Origin of the sequence: Sphaerisporangium fuscum (genome assembly GCF_018531465.1) — a bacterium.
Taxonomy (GTDB): Bacteria; Actinomycetota; Actinomycetes; order Streptosporangiales; family Streptosporangiaceae; genus Sphaerisporangium; species Sphaerisporangium fuscum.
In genome coordinates this window covers 164,799-190,695 of record NZ_JAHDTF010000014.1, presented here as the reverse complement: position 1 = coordinate 190,695, position 25,897 = coordinate 164,799, and the positions used below count along the sequence as shown (strand labels likewise).

General features: G+C 71.5%; 14 protein-coding genes. 8 read left to right on the top strand and 6 right to left on the bottom strand.

What is annotated here, in order from left to right:
• The first annotated feature begins 21 nt into the window (after window positions 1-21).
• Window positions 22-1,029 carry an RNA polymerase subunit sigma-70 gene (locus KIK05_RS18600; RefSeq protein WP_214411996.1) on the top strand — a complete coding sequence of 336 codons (1,008 nt, stop codon included), beginning with the start codon at window positions 22-24 and terminating at the stop codon, window positions 1,027-1,029.
• A gap of 293 nt (window positions 1,030-1,322) precedes the next feature.
• Here the strand turns inward: KIK05_RS18600 and KIK05_RS18595 are convergent, their stop codons facing one another.
• On the bottom strand, window positions 1,323-1,907 hold the full coding sequence (locus KIK05_RS18595; RefSeq protein ID WP_214411995.1) for a dihydrofolate reductase family protein: 585 nt from the start codon (window positions 1,905-1,907) through the stop codon (window positions 1,323-1,325).
• Window positions 1,908-2,028: 121 nt separating this feature from the next.
• On the opposite strand from KIK05_RS18595, the gene KIK05_RS18590 reads away from it, so the two are divergent.
• The 4 genes from KIK05_RS18590 (at window position 2,029) to KIK05_RS18575 (ending at window position 5,063) form a co-directional block, all read left to right on the top strand.
• Window positions 2,029-2,505 (top strand): WXG100 family type VII secretion target, encoded by a 477-nt coding sequence (locus KIK05_RS18590; protein WP_214411994.1) that lies wholly within the window; start codon window positions 2,029-2,031, stop codon window positions 2,503-2,505.
• The gene (locus KIK05_RS18585; protein WP_214411993.1) at window positions 2,502-3,434 is read left to right on the top strand and encodes a WXG100-like domain-containing protein; all 933 of its coding nucleotides are present in this window, start codon (window positions 2,502-2,504) and stop codon (window positions 3,432-3,434) included. The genes KIK05_RS18590 and KIK05_RS18585 overlap by 4 nt, the downstream gene beginning before the upstream one ends.
• 86 nt (window positions 3,435-3,520) lie before the next feature.
• On the top strand, window positions 3,521-4,426 hold the full coding sequence (locus KIK05_RS18580; protein ID WP_214411992.1) for an NADP-dependent oxidoreductase: 906 nt from the start codon (window positions 3,521-3,523) through the stop codon (window positions 4,424-4,426).
• 79 nt (window positions 4,427-4,505) lie between these two features.
• Window positions 4,506-5,063 (top strand): GNAT family N-acetyltransferase, encoded by a 558-nt coding sequence (locus tag KIK05_RS18575; protein ID WP_214412096.1) that lies wholly within the window; start codon window positions 4,506-4,508, stop codon window positions 5,061-5,063.
• A gap of 121 nt (window positions 5,064-5,184) precedes the next feature.
• Here KIK05_RS18575 and KIK05_RS18570 read toward each other — a convergent pair whose 3' ends face one another.
• Both KIK05_RS18570 and eccD read right to left on the bottom strand, forming a co-directional pair.
• Window positions 5,185-5,991 (bottom strand): endo alpha-1,4 polygalactosaminidase, encoded by an 807-nt coding sequence (locus KIK05_RS18570; RefSeq protein ID WP_214411991.1) that lies wholly within the window; start codon window positions 5,989-5,991, stop codon window positions 5,185-5,187.
• 147 nt (window positions 5,992-6,138) lie between these two features.
• Window positions 6,139-7,635, bottom strand: coding sequence for a type VII secretion integral membrane protein EccD (eccD, locus tag KIK05_RS18565; RefSeq protein WP_308249987.1), 1,497 nt, complete (start codon window positions 7,633-7,635; stop codon window positions 6,139-6,141).
• Between the two features lie 221 nt (window positions 7,636-7,856).
• Between eccD and eccCa the strand changes: the two genes are divergently transcribed.
• The 3 genes from eccCa to KIK05_RS18550 all read left to right on the top strand — a co-directional run bounded on the left by eccCa (window position 7,857) and on the right by KIK05_RS18550 (window position 13,803).
• Window positions 7,857-11,837, top strand: a complete 3,981-nt coding sequence (eccCa, locus tag KIK05_RS18560; protein ID WP_214411990.1) for a type VII secretion protein EccCa — start codon at window positions 7,857-7,859, stop codon at window positions 11,835-11,837.
• A 150-nt stretch (window positions 11,838-11,987) separates the two neighbouring features.
• Window positions 11,988-12,731, top strand: coding sequence for a C40 family peptidase (locus KIK05_RS18555; RefSeq protein WP_214411989.1), 744 nt, complete (start codon window positions 11,988-11,990; stop codon window positions 12,729-12,731).
• 31 nt (window positions 12,732-12,762) lie between these two features.
• Complete coding sequence (locus KIK05_RS18550; protein ID WP_214411988.1) at window positions 12,763-13,803, top strand: WXG100 family type VII secretion target; 1,041 nt, start codon at window positions 12,763-12,765, stop codon at window positions 13,801-13,803.
• A 73-nt stretch (window positions 13,804-13,876) separates the two neighbouring features.
• Here KIK05_RS18550 and KIK05_RS18545 read toward each other — a convergent pair whose 3' ends face one another.
• The 3 genes from KIK05_RS18545 to KIK05_RS18535 form a co-directional block, all read right to left on the bottom strand.
• Window positions 13,877-14,470 (bottom strand): hypothetical protein, encoded by a 594-nt coding sequence (locus tag KIK05_RS18545; RefSeq protein ID WP_214411987.1) that lies wholly within the window; start codon window positions 14,468-14,470, stop codon window positions 13,877-13,879.
• A 68-nt stretch (window positions 14,471-14,538) separates the two neighbouring features.
• Window positions 14,539-15,063 (bottom strand): hypothetical protein, encoded by a 525-nt coding sequence (locus tag KIK05_RS18540; RefSeq protein ID WP_214411986.1) that lies wholly within the window; start codon window positions 15,061-15,063, stop codon window positions 14,539-14,541.
• Window positions 15,060-25,820 carry a WXG100-like domain-containing protein gene (locus KIK05_RS18535; protein ID WP_214411985.1) on the bottom strand — a complete coding sequence of 3,587 codons (10,761 nt, stop codon included), beginning with the start codon at window positions 25,818-25,820 and terminating at the stop codon, window positions 15,060-15,062. The genes KIK05_RS18540 and KIK05_RS18535 overlap by 4 nt, the downstream gene beginning before the upstream one ends.
• Between the last annotated feature and the right edge of the window lie 77 nt (window positions 25,821-25,897).

Here is a 25,897-nt window from a genome sequence, read left to right as displayed (position 1 = left end):
CCGCGGAAGGATTGACGAAACATGACCGACGCCAGGCCGCTAGGCGACGACGAGGCCGCGTTCATCGCGGCGGCCCGCTCAAATGACGCGGCACAGTTCGCGCTCATCACGGAGCGCCACCGGCGTGAGCTGCAGGTGCACTGCTACCGGATGCTCGCGAACTACGAGGACGCCCAGGACATGACGCAGGAGACGTTCCTGCGGGTGTGGAACAAGCGAGAGTCGTTCAAGGGCCACGCCGCGCTGCGCACCTGGCTGTACCGGATCGCGACGAACGCCTGCCTCGACTTCCTGGAGAAGCGCGACAACCGCACACCCGTGCCCGCGGAGCTGCCGGGCGCGGGCTCGGAACTGCGCTACCTGCAGCCCTACCCGGACCGGATGCTCCCGGAGGACCCGCAGGAATCGGTGGTGGCGCGGGAGACGATCGAGCTGGCGTTCGTCGTCGCCGTCCAGCACCTGCCGCCGCGGCAGCGGGCGACGTTCATCTTGCGCGACGTCCTCGGCTGGCCGGCGTCGAAGGCCGCCGACGCCCTCGAGCTGACCGTCGCATCGGTGACCAGCGCACTGCAGCGGGCGCGCGTGACGATGCGCGAGCAGCTGCCCGACCGCCGCCTCGACTGGCGGAGCCCTGCCACGCACGAGCTGTCGGATGACGAGCGCGGCGTGGTGAAGTCGTATATGGACGCCCATGAGCGCAACGACCTCGACGGGCTGATGGCCCTGCTGCGCGACGACCTGCGCTTCGCGATGCTGCCCGAGCCGGGCACCTTGACCGTCACGGCCAAGGACGCGGTGGACGGCTGGGTCTCCGCTGGGCTCTTCCAGCGCGGCTACGACGACTGGCGCTGCATCGCCACGACGGTCAACCGCATGCCTGCCGCCGTGCTGTACCTCCGCGCCCCCGACGACGCGGAATACCGTTTGTTCACCATCGCGGTCCTGCACATCGTCGACGGGCAGATCACCGAGCTCACCGGATTCGACGCCACCGACAAACCATGGCTGGACCTGCCCGCGACGCTGTGATCAGAAGTCCCCATCGTCGACGAGTCCAGCGCACGGACCGGCGCCACCGAAGTCACCGCGGAATGAGCACCCCGGCCAGCTGAACACCAACGCGGCAACGCGAGCACCACCGCCCCGCCGGCGGGGCATCCCTATGCCCGAAACCACATCGTCCTGATCAACGACGCCGTCGCCCTCATCTCCACTGCTCACCTGGAACGCGAGGAAGGGTCCCCTCATCGCCGAGGGGCACGGTGAGCACGTCAGGAAGGATTTCGACCTGGGCCTCAACGAGCCGAGCGTTTGGCCCGTGCTCATCGCCTCGTCTCGTACCTGGTCAGCACCACGCCGCCGGGAAACATCCGGGTCTCCACCGGCCTCAGGTTCACCCAGTTGTCCAGGGTTGTGAAGAACGGCGTGCCGCCGCCCACCAGGACCGGATGGGTGACGATCGCGTACTCGTCGATCAGCCCGGCCCGCATGGCCGCCGCGGCGAGTGTGGCACCGCCGATGTCCATGGGGCCGCCGTCGTCGGCCTTGAGCCTGGTGATCTCGGTGACCGCGTCGCCGGTGACCAGGCGGGTGTTCCAGTCGACCTTGTCGATCGTCGATGAGAACACCACCTTCGGCATGTCCCGCCAGCGGCCGGCGAACTCGATCTCCGCCGGTGTAGCCCCCGGTTGCTTGTCGGCGGTCGGCCAGTGGGAGCTCATCGTCTCCCACAGCTTGCGCCCGTACAGCGCCAGGCCCGTCGCGTCCACCCGGTCGGACCACCACTGGAACAGCTCGGCGCTCGGCGACGAGTCCGGTCCCTCCCCTCCACTCCAGCCGATGTCGTCGCCGGTCGCGGCGATGTAGCCGTCCAGGGTCACGTTCATGCCGAAGATCAGTTTCCGCATCGTGCCAGCCTTCCGTGAGTCGATCTCACACGTACAGACGGGCGCGGCGCGGAAACAGATGAAGCCGCCAGTGGCGGGCGTTGACCGGTTGCGTTCCAGTGACTGAGGACACGGGGGAGAAATGTCGGATCCGGAAGTTCCTTACCCTACGCCGAACGACCCCGACCTCGCCGGGCCGCAGAGCGCCACGGCCGGTCCCCCCGCCCCGAAGACCACCGGTCCGCCTCCGGTGTCCGGACCCGGAGCCGGCGTGCTCGACATCACGCAGACCGGGCTCGCCGCGCTGGCGGGACTGTTCGACGGACAGGCCGCGGACCTGCTGGAGGCCCTGCACGAGGCGGAGGAGGATCTGGCGGACATCGGCGACTTCTGGGGCGGCGACAGCACGGGCCGCAAGTTCTACGAGGGCGACCAGGGCGGGCGAGGGTACAAGGACGTCCTCAACGACATCCGCGGCGAGGTGATGGTGGCCGCCGGGAAGTATGTCGGCATCGGTGACCGGCTCGTCCTCATGGGCAGGAGGATCCAGGCCACCGACCAGCCCTCATGGCCTTCCTTCTGGGCCTTCGTCTCCCAGCTACCGGAGGTCCCGAAGTGAGGTTCCCCCGTCCCGCCCTCTACGGTGTCGGCGGCGTGGGCCTGGCCGGGCTGGTCTCGTGGACGATCCTCAGTCACTGGCCCGAGGGGGACCCCGACGGGGCGCGGCGGGCGGCGGCCGTCTGGAGACGACTGGCCGACCGGATCGACACCAACAGCAGCATGAGCGGCCGCGTGGCGAAGATCGTCTGGACCGAGCAGCCGAGCGAGGGATCGGAGGCGTTCCGGCGCGCCTGGACGGGCGAGGCGGGCGGCAGGCCGCCCGGCGGCCTGGCCGGGTACCCCGCCCAGGTCTCGGCGTACTGCCGGCGGGTGGCGGAGGCGTGCGAGGCGTACGCCGAGGCGATCGAGGTGGCGCGCCGCGGGATCTGGGCGCTCGTCGTCAGCAGCTACCTCCAGTACATGTTCGCCTGCTCGTGGCCGTTCATCGGCCCCGGACCCGCGGCCATGGCCAAGTGGCTGTCCGACCGCGTGATCAAGAAGATGCGGGCGAGCATCCTGCTGAGGGTCCTCGACAACACCGTGACACGGATCGCCGTCGAGAAGCTCTCGAGCTACACGTTGGGCAGCGCCACCTTCGCGCTGGGGGACGAGGCGATCTCGCTGGGCACCCGGGCCGCCTTCGGGGTGGACCAGGGCTCGGTCTCCGACAACGCGATGTCGACGCTGAAGGACTTCGCGGCCTGCATGGTGTTCTTCGGAGTCTGGGACGTCACGAAGGTCGGCCGGGTGGGCAAGCTGTTCCCCGCCAACGACCTCGGGGACTTCGCCTCGTTCTACGTCGGCTCGCTCTCGTACACCGTGGCCTACAAGCTGGAGAACGGCGAGACCGGCTGGGACGCCCTGCCGACGTGGGACCAGTTCCTCGCCAAGCTCCTGGTCGGCACCGCCCAACGCTCCAAGACCCCACCCCCCGCCCCGGCCACCTGACCGGCGGCGGCCTTCGGCGCGGGGAATCCCGTGATCACCGCACGTGTTACAGCGCGGGTCGGCAGCAGTCGTGTGAAAGGCCTTTCGTGCGCGCCATACAGATCGACCGGTTCGGCCCACCCGACGTCCTCGGCCTCGTCGAGGCCCCCCGGCCCGAACCGGGGCCGGGGGAGGTGCTGATCCTGACCGTCGCGACCAGCATCAACCCTGTCGACGACAAGACGCGGGAGGGTGCCATCGGCGAGGGAACGCCACCGCTGCCGATGACGCTCGGCTGGGACCTTGCCGGCATCGTGGTCGACGGCGGCGACAGCGGACTGCGCGCCGGGGACCGCGTCATCGCGATGTCACATCAGCTCAGCTCCGCCCGGGGCACCTGGGCCGACCTGGTCGCGCTTCCGGCGAAGTCGGTGGCCGCCGCGCCCCAGGCGATCAGCCTGAACGAGGCCGCCACTCTGCCGCTTCCCGGACTGACGGCCTGGCAGACACTGGACTGGCTCGCGGTGTCCGCCGGGGAGCGGCTGCTGATCGCCGGCGCCTCGGGCGCGGTCGGAGGGCTGGCGCTGCAGATCGCCCGGGCCCGAGGCGTCGAGGTCGACGCCCTGGTCTCCCGGGACGCGCAGGTCGCCTTCGCCCACGACCAGGGCGCCGGCGTCGTCACCACTGACCGTCGCACTCTTCGCGACCGCGGCTATGACGCCGTCTTCGACACCTTCGGGGCCTTCGTCACCGAGGCGGTGGCCGACGGTGGCCGGTACGCCTCGATCGCCACCCAAGCCGGCCCGGTGCCCGACCTGTCCGTACGCGGTGTCCGTACCACCGTCAACCAAGTGCGTGAGGACGGCGCGGCACTGAACGAACTCACCGAACTCGTCGACCGCGGCTCACTCCGGCCGCGTGTGCACTCCACCTTCGGTCTCCACGAAATCCAGGCCGCCCACGAACGCTTCCGCCAGGGCGGCCTGACCGGAAAGATCACCGTGACCTTCTGAGGCCCGCCGGGTCGACGGAGAAGGGGCTGCTCCTCCGGAAGAGTCGCGCTGCCGGAGGTCCGACCACAATTGGTGGGTGATGACTTTGCGCGCCGGCCTCATCCGTACCGACAGGCTCGAACTGCTGCCGCTCCTGGTCGAGCATGCCGAGGAGATGGCCGAGGTGCTCTGCGATCCGGCTCTGCACACCTTCATCGGAGGTACCCCTGCCACGCCGCAGGCGCTGCGGTCCCGTTACGAACGATTGGTCGCCGGATCACCGGATCCCGCGGTCTCCTGGTGCAACTGGGTGATCCGGCTCCGGGACGAGGGATGCCTCACGGGAACCGTTCAGGCGACGGTCGGTCACCGGCGCGAGACGACCGACGGTCGCGGTGAGGTGGAGGAAGGGGACTTGGCCGAGATCGCCTGGGTGGTCGGCACATCGTGGCAGGGGCGTGGCATCGCCCGAGAGGCCGCCCGGGGGCTCGTCGCCTGGCTGCGGGAGCGCGGCGTACGGACCGTGGTCGCCCACATCCATCCCGACCACTCCGCCTCGGCCGCTGTCGCAGCCTCCGCCGGACTCACCCCCACCGCCGAGGAGCAGGACGGCGAGATCAGGTGGCGTCTCACGACGCCCGCAACCCCCGGTCCCTGAGTCCCCGACCCCTGCGGTCCACACGGTGCGTATTGGGTGGTGGTTGGGCGCTGATGCGGTGCTGGTGGGGCGCCGCATCAGCGGAGGGGCCGTGGCGGCCCGATCGGGAAGCCCGCGGGGGTCAGGCGGGGCAGGTTTCGCGCTTGGCGGTCAGGTCGAGGGTCTTCTTGATGGAGCTCAGGCCGAGACGCTTCGACTCAGGGCAGAACTTGCTGAGCGGCGTGGTGTACTCGGCGTGGAAGACCGGCTTGCCCGCCTTGATGAACGGGGTGAGCGCGGAGCACTCCTTGTACTCGGCGCACTGCTCGTTCACCGCGAAGTCGAAGTCGCCGACCAGCTGCGGGATCTGGTCGAGGTCGTTCTTCAGCCCGATCGCCAGGCCCTTCTCGTGGGCGACCTGGGCGAGCATGCGGTTGAAGGCGAGCTGGTGCTTGGCCGTGACGGGGAAGCCGGAGTCCTGCTGGTAGGCGTCCACCAGGTCGGCCTCGACGCCGTCGAAGCCCTTGGCCTTGCACTGGTCGAGCCGGGCCGACCAGATCTTCTTGACGACGTCGATCTGCCGGATGTCGACCCAGCGCTCCTGCGGCCAGCCGTCGACCTTGTTGCCGAGGATCGACTTGGGGAAGCTCTTGAAGTCGGGACGGCCCTGCTCGGCCGCGCCGATGTCGATGTAGCAGACGACCTTGCGTCCCTGCGCGTGCAGCGTGGACACCGTCGCGGCGGGGGCGTCGAACATGTCGATGTCGTAGACGTCGGCCTTCACCGTGGTGTCGATCTTTCCGGAGAGCTGCCACTGCCAGCTCACTCCGGCCTTGGGGTGCCACCAGTCGCCGGCCGCGGCGGGTGCCGCCTGCGCCGGGGCCTGGAGGCCGGCGATGCCGATCGCGGCCAGGGCGAGGACGAGGATCCGATGGGGTTTGAAGATCACGAAAGGGGACTATAGCCCGGCGGGCCATCGCGGGAGGGTTCGTTGGAAAATCAGCCACTTCGGGCAGTAAGCGTGGGCCACGGTGCCGGGGAGCCCGGCTTGATCAACCGGCCTGGGCGGCCGGGCCTTCCGCCCGGCCGCGGGAGGTCAGCCGGCCAGGCCGCGGACCCAGCCGTAGATGTCCAGGACTCCGAGGGCGAGGGGGAACAGGGCGACGATGAGGATGAACTCCACGATGTCGGCCGCGCGGCCCCAGAACGGCGTCGGGCGCTGCTGGGGGAGGTACAGGGCCATGCCGGCGCCCGTCGCCGCCATGGCGAGCAGGGCGGGGGCGGTGAGGAGCGCGGCGAGCGAGCTCGTCAGGGCCAGCCCGACCACGAACACCAGGAGCCCGGCGACGCCCACGGAGATCAGCCAGACGCGCTGGCCGACGCCGAGGAACACCCGGGCGCGCATCATGAGCGCCAGGGCGAGCACGGCCGTCATGCTCCTGCCCATCCAGCCGGTCTGGCCGAGCAACAGCAGTTCGGAGACGAGCGCGACCATCGCCACTCCGGCGGCGAGCCCGGTGGCGAACCGCTCGGCTTCGACGGCGCGCTTCTTGACGTCGTCCCCGTCGAGCTCCTGGTTGTCGGTGCGGAGCTCCTCGGCGTTCCTCGGCGCGGAGGGGAGCGGCAGGCGGGCCAGGCGGAAGGCCAGCGTCGGGATCAGCGGCGTGGACGCCAGTACGGCCGCCACGACCAGCGCGGCGACCCCGGGCGCGGAGGCGTGCCAGATCATGACGATCGCCGCGCCGGCGGCCCCCGCCATCGCGGCCACCATGATCCCGAAGAAGTTGGGCAGGCCCTCCGCGATCACCCAGCCGGCGACGGTGGACGCCAGCGCGGTCATGGCGAAGGCGGCGAGCAGGTTCGGCGCGCCGAACCCCAGCATGCCGACGCTCTTGGCGGGGGCGAACAGCCCCGCGAGGAAGGCGTACGGCAGCGCGGTGTAGCCGATGGCGGCTCCCGCGCCCGCGTCGCCGAGCGCCCGCGACAGGGCCGCGCCGGTCGCGATGAGCAGCACGGTGAGCACGCCGGAGGCGATCGCGGCGAGCGTCCACGGCGGACCGGCCACGGTGAGCGCGACGACCCCGGCGAGCAGGAACGCGACGGCGGCGCCGAGACCGGTCGCCCGGGTGTGCGTGGACTGCCACCGGCCGGACCGCTCCTTGATCCCCGTGGCGATCGTGTCGGCGACGTCGTCGAAGACGGCCTCGGGAAGCTCGGAGGGGCGCGGCAGGAGGTACAGGACCTCGCCGTCGAGGATGCCGAGCGCGTTCATGCTGGCGTCCAGGTCGAGGGCCTTGCCTCCGACGCGCTGGAGCACCCAGCCGGTCGCCGGCAGCATGCTCTCCTCGCTCGCCTCACCCGCCGCCGCGAGCACGTTGGGCAGCACGTGCGAGAGCGGTAGGTCGGAGGGGACGGCGAGGTCGATCCGCTTCCTCGGGGTCACGATGGTGACCTTGCTCATGGCTATGGCGGATCCGGGCGCCCGCAGGACCGCGGACCTGGGGGTTCCGTTCGCGACCTCGATGGCGGCCCCCGGCGTCCCGGGTCCGCCGGGGCCTCGCGCGGGCGGTCCCGCCATCCGGTTCAGCGTCACACCGACTCCATTGAAATCACGCGAATAACCTAGCGGTGCGACATGCCAGGCGAGGACCGTACATATCCATCTTTTCGGGATGGTCACCTTTCGCGGGTCCAGGCGAGGCATGTGATCGAGGTTCGCTACGGTTAGCGGGTCGGTACGGAGTTCCCCGGAACCGCGGGCACCAAGGGGCCGGCAGGTCCCCGGGGGACAGGTTCTGTTGGATATGGAGCGACGTGGGCATAGTCGTTGTCCGGCGGCCCGAGCGTCGGCCGCCTCCGGCGCCGCCGCGCGGTGAGATCCTGCTGGAGTCGCCACCGGAGATCCCCGAGACGACGTCCGGGGGGTTCCAGCAGGTCCTGACCTGGCTGCCCATGGTGGCGGGCGGGGCCGCGATGGGGCTGATGTACACCGCGGGCGGCGGCAACGGCAGCCCCCTCACCTATGTCGCCAGCGGCATGTTCGCCATCTCGATGGTGGGCATGAGCCTGAGCCAGCTCGGCCGGGCGTCCGGCGAGCGCAAGCAGCGGCTCAACGGCCTGCGGCGCGACTACTTCCGCTACCTGTCCCAGACGCGCAAGAAGGTGCGCCGGGCGGCCCGCCAGCAGCGCGAGGCCCTCCAGTGGAACGGCCCCGACCCCGACACCCTGTGGACGGTCGCGATGGGCCCGCGCCTGTGGGAGCGGCGGCCCCGCGACGGCGACTTCGCCACGGTCCGGGTGGGTACGGGCACCCAGCGCCTCGCCGTGCAGCTCATCCCGCCGGAGTCCAAGCCGGTGGAGGACCTCGACGCCATGGCGGCGGGCGCGCTGCGCCGCTTCGTCCGGGCGCACTCCACGGTCGAGGACCTGCCGATCGCGATGTCGCTGCTCTCCTTCGCCCGCATCCTGCCGACGGGCGACCCGAAGGCCGTGCGCGCGTTCCTGCGGGCGCTCGTCGCGCAGCTCGCGGTGTTCCACTCCCCGGAGGACATGCGCATCGCCGTGTGCGCGGGCAAGGAGTGGATGACCCAGTGGGAGTGGGTCAAATGGCTGCCGCACGCCCTGCACCCGGAGGAGTCCGACGCCGCGGGTCCCGTGCGTCTCATGGCCGACGACCTGCGTGACCTCGACCGGCTGCTCGGCGGCGAGCTGAAGGACCGCGGCCGGTTCCGGCAGGGCCCTTCGGCGGAGTCCCTGCCGTACCACGTGGTGATCGTCGACGGCGGGCACGTCCCGCAGGACTCCCCGCTCGGCGCGGACGCCATCCAGGGCGTCACCGTCATCGACCTCAGCGGCTCGACCTCCCCCACGGAGGAGGCCGCCATGCTGCGGCTCGAGGTGCTGCCCGACCGCTTCAACCGGGTGCAGCTCGACCACGCCGGCAAGGAGCTGGTCACCGGGCTCGGACGGCCGGACCGGCTGTCGTACATGCAGGCCGACGGGCTGGCCCGCCAGCTCGCGCCGCTGCGCGCCTCGCCGGCCAAGAGCGGCGACAGCCAGGACGTCCTGAGCGCCAACATGACGCTCACCGACCTGCTCGGCATCGGCGACCCGCTGCGCCTGGACATCTCCGCGCTGTGGCGCGGCAGGGCGCCGCGAAACCGGCTGCGCGTCCCGATCGGGCTCGGCGCCGACGGGCGGGTGGTGGAGCTCGACATCAAGGAGTCGGCGCAGGGCGGCATGGGGCCCCACGGGCTCGTCATCGGCGCCACCGGCTCGGGCAAGAGCGAGCTGCTGCGCACGCTCGTGCTCGGCCTGGCCACCACCCACTCCTCTGAGATCCTCAACTTCGTGCTCGTCGACTTCAAGGGCGGCGCGACCTTCCTCGGGCTGGACACGCTGCCGCACGTCTCGGCGGTCATCACCAACCTGGAGGACGAGCTCCCGCTGGTCGACCGTATGTACGACGCCCTGCACGGCGAGATGGTGCGCCGCCAGGAGCTGCTGCGCGCCGCCGGCAACTACGCCTCGCTGCGCGACTACGAGCGGGCCAGGGAGCAGGGCGCCGACCTGCGGCCGATGCCCACGCTGTTCGTGGTGCTCGACGAGTTCAGCGAGCTGCTGTCGGCCAAGCCCGAGTTCATCGACCTGTTCGTCATGATCGGCCGCCTCGGGCGATCGCTGGGTGTGCACCTGCTGCTCGCCTCCCAGCGCCTGGAGGAGGGCCGGCTGCGCGGCCTGGACACCCACCTGTCGTACCGCATCGGCCTGCGCACCTTCTCGGCGATGGAGAGCCGGGTCGTGCTCGGCGTCGCCGACGCCTACGAACTGCCCTCCGCGCCCGGCAACGGGTACCTCAAGTTCGACACCACCGGCATGACGAGGTTCAAGGCCGCCTACGTCTCGGGCCCGTTCGTGCCCGAGACGCGCCAGGAGCGGCGGGCCTCCACCGACCAGCGCCAGGTCGTGGTCTACAGCCCCGCCTACATCCCGGTGCCGGCCCCGGTCGAGGAGCCCGAGCCCGAGCCGGAGCCCGCGGTCGTCGGCAGGGACAGCCTGCTCGACATCGTGGTCCGCCAGTTCCAGGGGTTCGGGCCGCCGGCGCACCGCATCTGGCTGCCGCCGCTGGCCGAGCCGCTCACGCTCAGCCACCTGCTCCCGCCGCTCAGCATCACCCCCGAGCACGGCCTCACCACCGCCGGCTGGGCGGGGCGCGGCAAGCTGCGCGCCCTGCTCGGCATCGTCGACCGGCCGTTCGAGCAGCGGCGCGACCCTCTCGGCGTCGACCTTTCGGGCGCCGCCGGTCACCTCGCCGTGGTCGGATCGCCGCAGAGCGGCAAGAGCACCATCCTGCGGACGCTGATCACCTGCCTGGCGCTCACGCACACGCCCCGCGAGGTGCAGTTCTACTGCCTCGACTTCGGCGGCGGCACGCTCTCCTCCCTCGAAGCGCTGCCGCACGTCGGCGGCGTGGCGAACCGGCTGGACGGCGACCGCGTCCGCCGTACCGTCGCGGAGGTGACGGGCCTGCTCCAGCAGCGGGAACGCGAGTTCGCCGAGCGCGGCATCGACTCGTTCGCCACCTTCCGCCGCCTGGTCGCCGAGGGCGAGATCACCGACAACCAGTTCGGCGACGTCTTCCTCGTGGTGGATGGCTGGCTCACGGTCCGCCAGGAGTTCGACTCGCTCGAACCCACCATCACCGACCTCGCCGCGCGCGGGCTCGGGTACGGCATCCACGTGGTCGCCGCGACCAACAAGTGGTCGGAGTTCCGTCCCGGCATCCGCGACCTGTTCGGCTCCCGGCTGGAGCTGAAGCTCGGCGACGCCTACGAGTCGGAGGTCAACCGCAAGACGGCCCTGGCGGTGCCCGAGGGCGTCCCGGGACGCGGCCTGACGCGCGACGGGTTCCACTTCCTCAGCGCGCTGCCCCGCATCGACGGGGTGCGGCAGGCCGACGACCTGTCGGTGGGCGTCCGGGCGCTGGTGGACAGCGTCCGGGAGGCCTGGCACGGCGAGCCGGCGCCGCGCGTGCGGCTGCTGCCGTCCGTCCTGCCCGCCGAGAACCTGCCCGGCCCCGAGGCCGGTCAGAACCCGGCGCGCATCCCGGTCGGCATCGACGAGGCGTCCCTGGCGCCGGTCTTCGCGGAGTTCGACACCGACCCGCACCTGGCGGTCGTCGGCGACACCGAGAGCGGCAAGTCGAACCTGCTGCGGCTCGTCGCCGAAGGCATCGTCGCCCGGTACGCCCCCGCGCAGGCCCGGCTCATCGTCATCGACTACCGCCGCTCGCTGCTGGACGCCGCCTACACCGAGCACCGCATCGGGTACGCCGCGTCCAGCACGGTCGCGGCGGAGATGGTGGAGGAGGCCAAGGAGGCCCTGGTCAAGCGGCTGCCGCCGGCCGACCTCACCCCGGAGCAGCTGCGGGAGCGCAACTGGTGGAAGGGCTCCGACCTGTACTTCATCGTCGACGACTACGACCTGGTGGCCACCGGGACCAATCCCCTCTCACCGCTGCTCGAACTGCTGCCGCAGGCGCGGGACATCGGCCTGCACCTGGTGCTGTCCCGCGCGATGGGCGGCGCCGGGCGCGGCATGTTCGACCCGGTCATGCAGCGGCTCAAGGACATGGCGACCCCGGCCGTCGTGCTGTCCGGCGACAAGGACGAGGGTGTGCTGTTCGGCGTGCGCCCGCATCCGCTGCCGCCCGGCCGCGCGTACTTCGTCGACCGCAGGTACGGCTCCCGTCTGATCCAGACCGCCTACCTTTCCCAGAACACCCCGCAGGGCTGACGGATTGATCCCGATTTGGTCCTGCCCTGATCGAGCGCGTCCCGATATGATCGCTTTTTGGTGATCCCGGCCCGGGGGAGTGTGCGGCCAGCCCGTCGCCCGGCCGGCGAGCCAGGGCGTTGTCGGCGGCGACGGAGGGAGCCGGCCCCGGTGGCAGGTATCGATCTACACCGTGAGGCGCTGGAGAGGCTGCGCACCGCGGTGAAGGAGCAGGCGGGGCAGTTGGCCGGCATCGGCGACGGCTACCCCGCCAAGCAGGCCGCGGGGTCCTCGCTGTTCGGCACGCTGACCGGCGCCAAGGAGCTGGCCGAGACGATCGGCAAGGTCGAGACCCACGTCGGGGAGGAACTCGGCACCGTCAAGAACCGCCTGGACGGCGTCGAGCACGCGATCGACAAGGTCGAGGACAACGTCGGCGTCGTCGAGACCGACCTCAAGTCCACCCTCGCCTCCTACCCCGGAGGTGGCGGCGGCGGTGGTGGCGGTGGGGGCGGCGCGTACGGCGGAGGCGGCGGGGAGGCGATCCCGTACAAGGTCACCGGGCACGGCACCGGCGCCGACATCGTCGCCGCCGCCAGGAGCCACCTCGGCGCCCCCTACATCTGGGGCGCCGACGGGCCCGACGCCTTCGACTGCAGCGGCCTGGTCCACGTCTCCCTCAACGAGGCCGGCATCAAGATCGGCGACAACACCGCCGCCGGCTACCAGGCGAGCGGGAAGCTGATCACCGGTCCGCCGCAGCCCGGGGACATCGTCTTCTTCGGCGACCCGCCCGTGCACACCGGCATCTACATCGGCGACGGCAAGATGATCGCCGCACCGAAGCCGGGGGACGTGGTGAAGGTGCAGCCCGTGGCCGGCGTGCAGCCGATCACCTACCGGCGGTTCAACTGATGGACATGTCACGGGGAAGGCAGGGGGGCCGATGAGCGACGTCTCCGGCCTGCCGGGCGGCCAGGCGCTGGCCGCGCTGGCGGACAAGGTCAAGGGCGGCGACCCGGAGGCCATCCGGGACATCGCCAAGCGCTGGCGCAAGGCCGGGGGCGACATCGTCGGCAAGCTGAACGCCGTCGGCACGGCGATCACCCTCGTCGACGCCGACTGGAAGGGCGAGTCCGCCGACGCCTTCGTGACCTACATGCGCAAGTACGGCACCGCCGGGGACGCCCTGAACACCGCCCTGTCCAACTGCGCCGACTCCCTCGACAAGGCCGCCAACGCGGTCGAGTCGGCCAAGAAGAACGTCGACGCCGTCTGCGACGCCGTCGTCAAGTGGGTGGGGGACTACCGCCGCGAGAATCCCGGCGCCAGCGAGGACGACCTCAAGCCCGGCATCCAGAAGGAGGTGGCCGCCGGCGTCACCCAGGCGCAGGGGTACATCGACACCGCCGAGGACGCCCTGTCGACGGCGCAACGCGAGATCGGCAAGTACCTCGGCGAGGCCACTCCCACCTTCGCCGACATCCCACCCGCGGGCGATCAGTCGTTCGTCCCCGGCCCCGGCCACAAGACCCAGTGGGTGCGGGCGCCGAAGGAGGAGATCGACAAGTACTTCGCCCGTGAGACGTACGGCGACGCCGCCTCGGCGGGCACCCTCACGACGTACGGCCCCTCCTCCGGAGGCTCACCCGCCCCGAGCGGGCAGGTCAAGGACTGGATCCAGCAGGCGGTCGACATCCTCAAGGCCCAGGGCGTCGACCCGAGCCTGATGAACCCCGACGACATCGCGCGGAGGATCCAGATCGAGTCGAGCGGTAACCCCAACGCCATCAACAACTGGGACTCCAACGCCGCGGCCGGCCACCCCTCGAAGGGGATCATGCAGATGATCGACCCGACCTTCGAGCGCTGGTCGATCCCCGGCCACCGGGACATCTTCAACCCGGTGGACAACATCGTCGCCGCCGTGCGCTACGCGATCAACCGCTACGGCTCGATGAGCAACCTGCCGGACGGGGGCTACTGACGCTCGCCGGCCCTCCGGAGCCGCTCGGGGCTGTGGTGTCAGCGCCGTGACACGCGGCGTACGGTGGCGGGTGTCAGGTCGTGCCGGGGAAGTGCGCGGCGACGAAGTCGTCGAGCATCTCCTGGTAGGTGTAGATGTCGTCCTCCAGCGACTCCCGGGTGAACCGGCCCGGCGCCTCGCGCCGCACCTCCGCGCCCTGCTCTGTCCAGAAGCCGCTGCCCGGCACCTCGTCGGCGCCCTCCGGCAGGAATCTGGCAGCCTCGATGGTGGCGTCCCGCGCCAGCTCCCACGTCAGCAGCACCTCCTCGAACCGTTCGCGATCACCCGGGGCCGCCGCGAACATCAGGTCCTCGCGCATCGCCCGGCGGGCGTAGGAGGCCCCGAGGGCCCGCCACTGACCGGCGTCGATCAGCTCCGACCGCCCGCTCCCGAAGGGCAGCCGCTCGGCCCGCGCCTCGGCCTCGGAGTCGTACGGCACCTGGACCTCCACCAGCACGGGCAGGCCCAGGGGGTGGCCGTCGAAGCGCAGCGTCCACTCCTCGGCCCCTTCGGTCAGCGTCGTGTGCGCCTCGAAGTCGTGCTCGGTCTCGGCGGCGTCCGGCCCCCCCGCCGTGAGCGTGACGTACAGGTGCGCTTCCAGGAGAGTCCTGGCACGTGGCGGCGCCATGCCGCTCCCCTCTCTGCCGGCCGGGTCCAGATCACCGACCCTACCGGCCTCGTCGACGGCGCGGAGGGCTACCGGGCGTCGGCCAGGCGGCGGTAGGTGTCGCGCACGACGAGCAGCCGGTCCACCCGGAACCGGCCCGGCTCCGCGGCACGCACCTGGCGTCCGAGCTCGGTCCAGAACGCGTTTTCCGGCACCCTGTCCCCGCCCGGTGGCGCGAACTTGACGATCTCCTCCATGGCGGCGATCGCGATCGCCAGCGCCTGCCTGGCGGCGGCGGGATCGTCCGCCGGGATGTTCGCCGCGGTCAGGTCGGCCACCCACAGCCACTGCCCGGCGTCCACGATCTGTGACGGCTCGGGCCCGCCGAAGGTCGGGAACCCACCGGAGCTCACCTCGCGCTCCGGCAGCCCGAACAGATGGCTGCGCTCGGCCCCGCAGTCGGAGCACGTGCCCGTGTAGCGGGCCGCCAGGCCCTCGGGCACGGCGACGAGCGCATGCTCCCACGGCGTCTCGACCGACCCGCACCGCTCGCACGGGTGCAGGTCGAAGTACAGGTGGGCCTCGTCCCTCGTACGCGCCACCGGCAGTGTCATGATGTCCCCTTCGACGCGGGCTCCGGTTGCGGCGGAACCAGGTCCTGGCCGACATCGAGCACGTTCGGATCGTCCCCGATCACCTCGCGGTTCGCCTGATACCAGTCTTGCGCGGCCTGGTCGATCTCCTCCGGCGTGGCCCCCGGACCGAGCCAGCGGCTTGCGATCTTCTGCAGCGTGTCACCGGGCCGCACCGTCACCGGGCTGGAGCTCGGCGCGGGGCTGCTCGGCTGCGGTGACGAGGGCTGCGGCGAGGACGGCGACGGCGACGGCGACGACGGCTGCGGCGAGGAGGGCGAGGACGGCCGCTTCCCGCAGGTGCACGGCCCGCCGGGCGGGCAGGTGCACTGCCCGTCCTCGTCCGGCGGGATCCAGCCGGTGCTGTTGGAGAGCCGGCGCAGCCGCGCCCACTCGTCGTCCGGCGACCTGGGCGGCCGTCCCGGATTGGCCGGCGCGGCGGGCGCGGGCGCGTTGATCAGGCTCGCGATGCTCGGCCGGGGCGCGGGCACCTGCGCCAGCCAGGGCGCCGGCGGGGGAGTCTTGCCGCGGGCCGTGATGAGCCGGGCCAGGCCCTCCATCTCGTCCTTGAGCTCCGCCCGGCGTTCGGGAGCGGCCCTGGCCCACTCGTTGGCCATGTGACGATACTCGTCCACGCGTGCCTGGGCGCACGCGTCCTCCGACGCCGCGATCCGCGCGGCCGGGTCGGGCGCCGCCAAGCGCCCGCGGATCATCCCCTGCGGAGTGCCTTGTGCGATCGCCTTGAGCTCGCGGAGGGCGTGGCTCACCTCGTGGACCAGGGTCCGGGCCACCAGGTGCTCAGGGGTGTCCGGGTCGAGGGTGAGGGGGTGCGGGGGTCCCGCGTTCAGGTCCGTGCTCGCCATGTTCTCGGGCGCGACGGTCCCCACTCCGGGACTGAACTGCACCTGGCCGAGGTCGGCGTCGATCACCGTGACGACCGGGCTGCCGTCCGGCCAGGCCGCCAGGAGGATGTTGTCGCCGAGGACCGCCTGGTCGATCGTCGCCCAGGCCCTGCGCATCTCGGCGTCGTCGAGCGGGCCCGACTCCGGCGCCCTGCCCTTCACGAAGCCCGATTCCGGATGCACCGGCGCGCTGACACCGAGGGCGGCCAGCGCCGCCGGACCCGACTCCTCCTGCGGGCCCGGACCCCACAGCGGCTGCGGGAAGATCGTCCCGGCCTGCTGCGGCACCGCCACACCGAGGCGGCGCAGCGCCGCCTCGACCTCCTCGACGAACGGGCGGGACCGCTCGGACTGGTTGTACAGCGTCCGCAGGTTCAGCCCGTTGAGCACCGCCGTCGCCGCGACCTCCGTCGGCAGCGTCTCCATGGCGGCGGCGAAGCCACCGTCCGGCTCCTCGCTCGATAGCCTCCCCTCCGCGGCGACATAGGTGCGCACCTCGCCGTTCGTCCCCGGCTCGTGCACCGTCAGGCGTACGGGCCTGCCCAGGAGCTGCCTCGACAGCAGGCGCGCCCAGGCCACCGGAACGGGCAGGTCGGCGGGGGCCGCCGTGACGTGGAGCGTGATCGGCCCCGTGTAGCCCCTGGGCAGACGGCCGAGCAGTTCGGCGGTGACGGCGGCCACCTGGTCCTGGTCGAACCGTTCGTTGCCGCGCGCCGCGTTCACCACACTCGTCAACGACTGGGACGGGTGACCGGAAGGGCTGCGACGCCAGGGCAGGCGCCGCCGGCCCGGCTCCTCGTTCAGCGACCAGCCACGCCCAGGCTGAGCGGTCCTCTGGCGGTCCAGCATCGCCTTGTAGTCCTCTTCGGACATCACCAGGTCGGCACTGCCGACGACCGGGGTCGGCACCTCGACCACCCTGACGACCCGCTCGGTGCCGTTCCGCCGCACCCTGGAGATCCGGAACGAGAGCTTGAAGCCCACCCGGAAGGTGGACTCGACCATCCGGCCCTTCTCGTTGAGCGTCTTCTCCTTGCGCATGCCGCCGCTGGAGGAGGTGTGGTCGCCGACCTGGTCACCGGACGACACGCTCACGCTGCCGGCGTGCTCCTCCTTGACCTCGCCGTTGCGGCTCACCGGCGTCAGCTGGTTACGGTCGTCCGCGTGGCCATGATTGTTCTGCCGGCGCCGGGCGTCGCCGCGTTCGATGTTCTCCCGCGGCCCGACGATGAGCTGTTCCTCCGTGGGCGCCGAGGCGTGCAGCATCACGTCCAGCTTCACGTTCCCGGGGAGGTGGAGACGCACCATCCGGTGCCCCTGCGGGCTGAACATCAGCTTGAACTTGGCCGTCAACGCCATCGGCAACAGGGCGTCCGTGACGCGCACCCTCTGCTCCTCGACGCCTTCCGGGCCGATCAGGTCGGCCAGAGCGGCGAGGGCGACGCCGGGAAGGTCGTCGGCGACCACCTCGGCCGGGTAGTAGTTGTCCGGCAGCTCCTGTGGCCGGGCATCGGGGAGCGGGTCCGGGAGCGGCCGGTTCTGCTCCGCCCGGACCGTGAGGCCGTCCGGCACCCGGCGGACCGCCGTGCCGACCAGCACGATCGGCTCGGGGGCCGTCTCTATGCCGGCGTGCCGCACCCTGTTCCGCGTGCCGATGTTCAGGGCATGGGTGCCGCGGCGGACGAGCCGGGCGAGGGCGTGCAGGGGCCGGGTGAGGAAGTTGCCCCGCCGGCCCGCGGGGAGGGACACCCGTTCGGCCGAGACGGTCACTCTGACGATCTGCGAAACGAGGTCGGAGCCGTCGAAGGAGGCCTCGCGCTCGATATCGGTGAACTGCTCGCCTTCCGACTTCGACTTGCCGTGGCCGCGGTGCGTGCCGCCGCCCACGCTGCCCGCGACCTGCCCTCCCGGGACGTCGGTGCCGACGCCGGTGCCGACTCCGTAACCGGACGAGCGGGACTCTCCCGTTTCCTCGTACCCGTAGACCTGGTCGATGTCGACGGACTCGTCGTCCCGGCTGTGCAGCAGTGCCATCTCGTTGACGAACTCCGTCTTCAGGTTGATCCGCAGCAGCTCCGTCTGGTGCGGGCCCACCCGCACCGGCTGCTCCCAGGACAGACCGGTGGGCGTGAGCTGGTTGCGCACGGTACCCCACCAGTTGTCGCCCACCAGCATGCCGACCAGGGCGCGGTCCATGACCAGGTCGGAAAGCTCGGCGCCGGGGAAGACCTTGCGAACCTGCTCCAGCACCGCGTCCAGCACGCTCGCGCGGTCGCCCTTGCTGTCGCCCGAGGTCCGGTACAGGTCGACCGAGTCGAAGGTGGTCAGGCCCATCCGCCGGCCGGAGTTCTTCGGCAGGGCCACCCTGACCTTCTTGAGCATGTAGCGCACCGGGTGGAAGAAGTCGTCCAGCTTCTTGGCCGGCTTGTCCAGATCCTTGTTCAGCCGCTTGCTGAGCCCGCTGAACAGCTCGTCCTCGGTGTGACCGGCGATCAGGGAACCGGCCGGGACGGCCTGCTGCCGCATGGCCTCCGCCCGTTGCTGGACGTACCGCCGCACCACCCGCATGGCGAGGGTGGGTTCGAGCCGCAGGTGGCCGTTCAGGTACCGCTCCACGGCGTCGGCGGCCAGGTGCAGCGGCAGCGGGAACGCCCCATCCGCGTACCGCGTGAGGACGTTCAGTTCCGGCAGGGCGTAGAGGACGGTGCGGTCGGACACCACGTCCTGCCGTGAGTTCGAACGGCCGTGCTCGCCGGTCACCGTGTAGTTGACAGGGGCGGTGAAGATGTACGTTTTTCCGGTCTGCACGGTGATCGGCTCGCGGCCCACGATCGAGGCCTGGGAGGAGGAACGGCCCCCACTGCGGGACGCCGAGCCGTTCCACTTCGGGCCCCACCGGCCCCAGCCCCAGCCGACGTTGGCGCTCCCCTCGTTGCTGCGGGAGGCGTCCATGTTGGTCGAGTTGCTCAGCAGTGCCAGGGCGATGTCCGCGTTCACCAGATTGCCCACCCCGACCAGCGTCGACTCCCCGAGCGAGACGTCGACCCCGACCCGCGCGCTAGTGGGGTGCAGGCCCTGCGCACGGAGGATCACGTCGATGCGGTGCTGGGTGTACAGCCAGGCGGTGTCGGCCATGAAGGTACGGACGTTGCCGAACGCCCCCAGAACGTGATGGGCCTCGGAGTCGGCCCGCGCGTGGCGGGGCAGCACGTTGTAGAACGCGTCCTGCATGCCGGTCACGTTCATGCCCAGCAGCGTCATGTGGCGCAGGTCGTCCGTGCTCATGTTGACGGTGACCGGGGCGTGCGCCGGGGCGTTCGCGTCCGGGAGCAGGCTGGCGGGCATGAACAGCGTTCCCGACACCAGCTTCCCCATCACCTCTGGGGACAGGAGGGACTGTCTGGACCCGTCCCCGTGCACCTGGTGCATGGTGACCCTGTACTTCTGGCCGAACATGGCGGTCGGCGCACCCTCGGTGAGGGTCACCTCGTTCAGCGTGTAGCCCATGCCCCAGCCGGCGCTTCTGGACAGGCCGAAGTTGTAGCCGAATCCGAAGCCCGACCAGTGGAAGCCGAGCTTCTTGGCGATCCGCTCGAGACCCAGGTTGAAGGAGATCGCCACTTTTCTGGCGAAGTTCCTCACGCGCAAGGCGGTGTTGGACATGATGTTCAGCTCGACATGGCCTTCGGCCTCCGACAGACCCTGGTAGGCGGGTTCGCCGACCGGCTTGAGGCCGACGAGCACGGTGACGTGCTGAATGGGGCCGCCCGTGGTCACGCGCTTCAGGTGGAGGAGGATCCCGTCCTGCGCGCCCTGGCTGATCCGCGTCTGCAGCGCGTTGTCGCTCAGTTGCTTGCGCACCTCGGCCAGGTTGTCGAGCTGGGCCCGCGCCCGCTGCGGGTCCAGCGACGGCTTGGGCAGCCCGTTCTCGTCGACTTCGGGCAGATGCCCCTGCTCACGCAGCGTCGTCAACGCATGATCGCGCATCTCGGCGAGCTCGTCCGGGTTCAGGAAGAGGGTCGCGGGGCCGCCGCCCGGAATCTGGTTCATCCACGCCGGCGCCTCCGGCTTGCGGCCGGGCGGCGGTTTCTGGACGGGGTCGTCGCGGAAACGCACCGTCCCGTCGGGATTGCGGATCAGGGTGCCGTTCTTCGTCCTCCGCACGGCGGCCGCGTCCACCTCCCAGCCGGCGCGTCCGGCGTCCGGCTCGGGCGTCTGCAGGAACATCCGGCTGTTGGCGCTGCGGGTGACGGTGGACGGCCCGCGCCCGGGGAGGTGGTTGGTGACGTGGTTGCGCAGCTCGTTGGGGAAGTGGAGGGTGACGTCGTGCCGCAGTGTGGTGTCGTAGGTGTTGGTGCGCCCCATCCAGCGCCGCACCTGAGGGAAGATCCCGACGCGGGACGATATCGCGCCGTCCGACCGGGACGACCCGCGCGTCAAGGAGAGCGACAGCTTCCCCTTCAGCCCGAACCAGGCGGCCAGGATGTCCCTCACCTTGGCGAAGAAGCCCGTGGAGCCGTCGCTGGGCGCGCGTTCGCCGCCGATGGTCACACCGGAGGAGCGGCCGGCGGACGTGGCGGCGGTGGTGCCGGAGAAGCTGACGCCGAGCCACTCCTGGAACTGCTTCCAGCCCGGACGGGAGGCCATTTTCGCCGATACGACCGTGGTTCTCACCCGCAGGACGCCCCTGCGCCCCCCGGCGATGACGACCTCCTCGTACACGTCGTCGACGGATTCCTTGAGGTGGGCCGGGAGGTCCGTGGTCAGGATCTTGCGGATCTGCTCGCGCAGGTCGTCGTTCATCGGTTCGCCGGCTGTCAGGACCTCGTCGGCCAGTGCGTCCAGCCCTTCGACGTGCAGAGGAACGTACCTGGGGAAACGTCCCCTCGGCTCACCGTCCGGAAGCGTGAACTTCTGATCCGGCGCGTGGGTGGTGTGGGCGTGCGAGAGGTGGAGGCCGACTTCGGTCCTGTCGTTGCCCACGCCCTTGTCGACGGTCGCCACGCTCGTCCAGGCACCTGGCGCGCCACGCCTGTTCAGTACGCGGGAGTACATGCGGTAACTACCCTTGACGCTGACCTTCGTCGAGTCGCCTCGGTCGTCGGCCACCTGGCCGTCCAGCACGTACTCCGCGTGCGACGCGCTCACCGATTCCGAGTGGCCCACGTTGCCCTTGATGCCGAGAGCGACGGCCTTGGCGAAGCGCTTGAGTGCGCTCAGCAGGCCGCCGTCCTCCGGGATGGCGGCTATCAGAGGCGCCACGTTCGGCCCGAAGGCGAGGTTGAGCACCCGGGAGATCATGGCCTGGACCGACGAGCCGCCCTGGGGCAGTGAGCCGATCATCACCTCGGAGGCCTTCACACCCGGCTTCGTCACCTCGACCGGCTCGCCCAGATCCAGCACGATCCGCAGCTCGACGCGCTTCTTCCCGTGGCCGCGGCGCAGGATGACGCCGTCCTCCGAGATGAGCCGCTGGGTGTCGGCGCGCAGGTGCCCCAGCAGCTCTTCCGCCGTGTAGGGGTCGTTGACGTCCTTGTCGGCCAGCTCCTGGTTGACGGCGTTGGTGAGCGCGGTCAGGTACGGCAGACGGCCGGTCGACAGGCCGAGCGCCAGCAACTCCTGCGGCGGCCGCGAGTCGACCATCGCCTTATCGAACTCGGCGAACGCGGCGTCCGCCTCGCGCGCCAGCCGCGCGACCTCCGCCGCCAGGTCCGCCACGGGCGTCGGGTCCTGCCCGGAGGCGATGCGGTCGAGGGCCTCGGACAGCGCCTTGTAGGCCTTGGCAAGCTCCCGGGCCTGGGTGAGGGCTTTTTGATAGTTGTTGGCGATATGGCGGTAATGCTCGGCCGCGATGCGTTCGAGCCGCGCCTCCTGCAACTGGGCCCGCCGGCGCTCGCCTCCCCAGCTGTCCTTCTCCTTCTTCGCCTTGTCCGCCTTCTCCCGGGCCTCCTTCTCGCGCTTCTTGGCCTCCCTCACATGGTTCCGGTTCTCCGCTTCGCGTTCCTCCAGCCCGGCCTGCGTCCGCTCCAGGGACGCGCGTATCCGCTGGACGCGTTCGGCCAGATCGGCGACCGGCGCTGGAACGGCGTTCGGCGCCGGCGCGGCGTTCGCAGGCGTCGAGGACCCCGTGTTCGGCGCGGCGGCGGTGGAGGTGGCCGAGGACGGCGAGGTCGTGGCGTCGGGCGCGACCGTGTGGAGCTGCTGCGTCGACCACGGCGGCACCGGGGCGGGCTGACCGTGCGCGGTCAGATCGTCGATCACACGCCTGATCCCGGCCCGGTAGACGCGCCGCGGCTCGGGGCCGCCGTTCGTCCACAGCTCCACCAGGTGCCGGTACTCGGCGTACCGGGCCTCGACATAGGCGTTGAACGCGTTGGTCGCCCGGGTCAGCGGGTTCTGCGCCGCCTGGAGGGCTCCACGGATGACTCCCTGTGCCGGCCGAGCCGCCGGCGTGGTGTTCCGCGGCCCACCCGTTCCGGTGGTGTTCGGCGTCGTGGACGTCCCCCCGGCCTGCGGGCCCGCCGCGGTGTTCGGGGTGCCGGACGTGGTGGCGTTCGGACCGCTGGACGTGGCGGGGTTCGGGGTGCCGGACGTGGTGGCGTTCGGACCGCTGGACGTGGCGGTGTTCGTCCCGCTCGGCTGTCGGGCCAGGTCGGTGCCCAGGTTCTCGGCCTGATCGGAGATGGCCTTCCGCTGCTCCTCCAGCGGCCCCACGCGCATGGTGTCGTAGTCGAACGACGCGTCGGGGAGGGGACCGTTGGCGGCCTCCGCCACGCGGAGGCCGTCACGGGTGAGCCCGGCCTCCTTCACGCGCTCCCAGCGGTCGCCCACGACCTCGCGCGCCACGTCCGTGACGATGCGCGGAACGTCCTCGGTGTCGGCGACGATCCGGCCGAGCGCGTTCAGCGCGCCCTCCATCGGGGCCGTGTGAGCGGCCCTCGCCATGGCGAAGCCCAGCAGCGCCGCCGCCTCGACCCGTAGCCGCGGCCTCTGGGCGCCGTCCGCCATCCTGACCCGCAACCGGCGGTGGAGGCGGGCGACGGCGTCGGCCGGGATGATGAGCGGACGCCCGTCGGGGCCGGTCATCCTGATCGTGCCGTCGTCGAGAGGGAGCGCGTCGGGCGCCACCTGCGTCAGGATCCGGCTCAACAGGGTGTTGACCCTGCGGTGCACCCGTGGGTCGTCCGGACCGTTGTAGGGGGTACCGCTGGGAGTCGCACCGGACGCGGGCGCGGATCCGCCGGTGGTACCGCTCGTGTCCGGAGCCGCGGCCTGCCCGGCGGCCGGCTGCGCACCCGAGTTCGGCTGCGCCTGATTACCGGCGCCGGACTGCCCGCTCTGGCCGCTGGTGCCTTGCTGCGCGTTCGGGGTGCCGGGATTGGTCTGGCCGTTCGGGTTGCCGGTGTTCGGTTGGGTGTTGGATGTGCCGGTGCCTTGCTGCGCGTTCGGGGTGCCGGGATTGGTCTGGCCGTTCGGGTTACCCGTGTTCGGTTGGGTGTTGGGCGTGCCGGTGCCTTGCTGCGCGTTCGGGGTGTTCGGGTTGGTCTGCCCGTTCGGGTTGCCGGTGTTCTGCTGCGCGTTGGGCGTGCCGGCCGTCTGCGCGGTCTGGGTGTTCGTGCTCTGCGCGCCGGTGGGGGCGGCCTGTGCCGGTGCCGGGGTGGTGGAGGCGGCTACCACCTGGGGCATTCCGGGCATGAAGAGCGGCCCCGGGGGCGTAGGGGCGGCCTGGGGCGCGGGAGCGGCTCCGGTGGCGGGCGTCTGGGCCGTCGTGGAGTTGCCGGTCCCGGACTGCGGCCCGGTCGGGCCGGCGGGCTGCGTGGCCGTCGCCGCGTTCGGGGACGAAGGCGTGGCTTGCCCGGCAGCGGCGGTGGGGGTCGTCTGCGGAGCCGTCTGCCCCGAGGGACCGGCCTGCGGCGTGGTGCCGGCCTGCGGCGCGGGGCTGGACGCGGACGGCGCGGCCTGGCCGCCCGCCGGCGCTCCCGTGCTCGCCGGTCCGGTCTGCTGGTTGCCGGTCTGGCCCGGGTCGGGCTGCTGGCCGCCCGTCGGGCCGGCCTGCTGGCTGCCGCCTGTCTGGGAGGGGTCGGGCTGCTGTCCGGCCGCGGGTCCGGTCTGCTGGTTGCCGGTCTGGGCCGGGCCCGCCTGCTGGCCGCCTGTCTGGGTCGGGCCGGGCTGCTGTCCGGTCTGGGCGTTCGCGCCCTGGGGAGCGGCCTGCGAGGCAGGGGTGCTGCCGGTACCGGAGGCCGGAGCGCCGCTGCCCGAGGGGTTCGCGGGCGCGCCGGAAGAGGACTGCCCGCTGCCGCCGCCCTGAGCGGCCGCGCCGCCCGCCGGGTTGGCGGGGCCACCGGACGGGTTGGCGGGGCCGCCTGTCGACGGTGCGGGGCCGGCTGCTTGTCCGGCCGGGCCGCCTGCCGAGGGTGCGGGGCCGGCTGCTTGTGCGGCGGGGCCGGTCGACCGCGTGCCGACGGTGGCCGGGGGCGCGGAGGGGCCGGACGAAGGCGTGGCGGGACCCGACGGTGACCCGGAGGGGCCGGCCGCCGGACCCGAGGGGCCGGACGGGCCCGAGGGGTTGGAACCGCCACCGGCGGCGCCGGTCTGGCCGGCCATCCGGGCCGCGCGGGCGGCGTCGTTCCTCGCGGCCATGGTGTTGGCGACCTGGATGCTGTGCATCGGGCGCGCCAGCGCGAGCAGGACGTCGGGGTTGGTCGGGCTGATCGAGCGGGTGCGCCCCGCGCCGCCCGCGAACGCCCCCACCAGGGACTCCCCGGTGAACGCTCCTGCGACGTCCCACTGGCCGTAGACGACCCCGTTGGCCAGGATGCTGCCGAGCGGCGAGGCGGCCATGTTGTTGATGCCGGTGTGCGCCGCGTCGCGGCCGAAACCGGCGAGGGCGGCCGTGGCGCCGGATCCGTTCTCGGCCAGCTCGCTCAACCTGCGCACGATGGGGACCCGGTCCGCCAGCCACGTCATGGGCTTGTTCAGGGCGATGCCGCCGATGCCGCCGCCACCGCCGCCCAGGAGGGCGGCGTTGGTCTTCTTCCAGTCCCAGTCCTTCCGCGTCCCCATGTCTATCTGCGTCTTCTGGCTCTTGTAGTCGATGAGTCCTTCCTCGCCCGCCTCCTCGATCATCTCCTTGACCACGTGGCGGACCACGTGGTTGGCGAGGACGGTCCTCACCGGCGCGGGGAGGGCGGCGTGGAAGGCGGCCAGGCGGGTGGTCAGGGCGCTGCCGCCGGACCGCCGCGCGACCGCCGCGAGACGGGCGAAGATCGCGTCGAACTTCGTCCGGGTCCATAGCGCGTACCGCCCGATGAGCGGCGTCGTGGCGCCGGCGGTGAACCACCAGGCGATGGCGGCGATGGCGAAGGCGGTGATCCCGATCCAGAAGGCCACGTTGACCGAGATCTTGGAGTACTGGGTCTCGCGGGCGTAGTCGTCCACCTGCACGGCCTTGACCTGGTGCGCGTTGCCCAGCGTCACCAGGCCTCCGTCGCCCGCGAGCGTCTGGGTGACCCGCCCCATGTAGACCTCGGAGGCGGGCTCGTGCCATCCCGCCAGGACCGCCTTGCCGGCCGAGACACCCGGGTCCACCCCCTCGGCCAGGGCCGCGGAGTGCGCCTGATGCGCCTTGGCGAGCTCCCACAGCAGGCTCTCGCTCCCCTTCGGCCACATCTGACCGGAGGCGAGCAGGGCGATGAACATGTCCGCCCATGCCGGTAACGACTGGCCCCATGCGGGCTCGATGTCGGTGGACGAGGTACCGCCGATGGCGTGGGTGACAGGTCCAGCGGGAGTGGTCGGGTTGACGTTGGCGTTGGGGTTGGTGCTGGTGTGGGACACGTCACACCAATCTGGACGTCGAAGGAAGCCCTTCCGTGCTCACGACGAGCGCGGCGGGCAAGCGGAAAGAAGGGCGA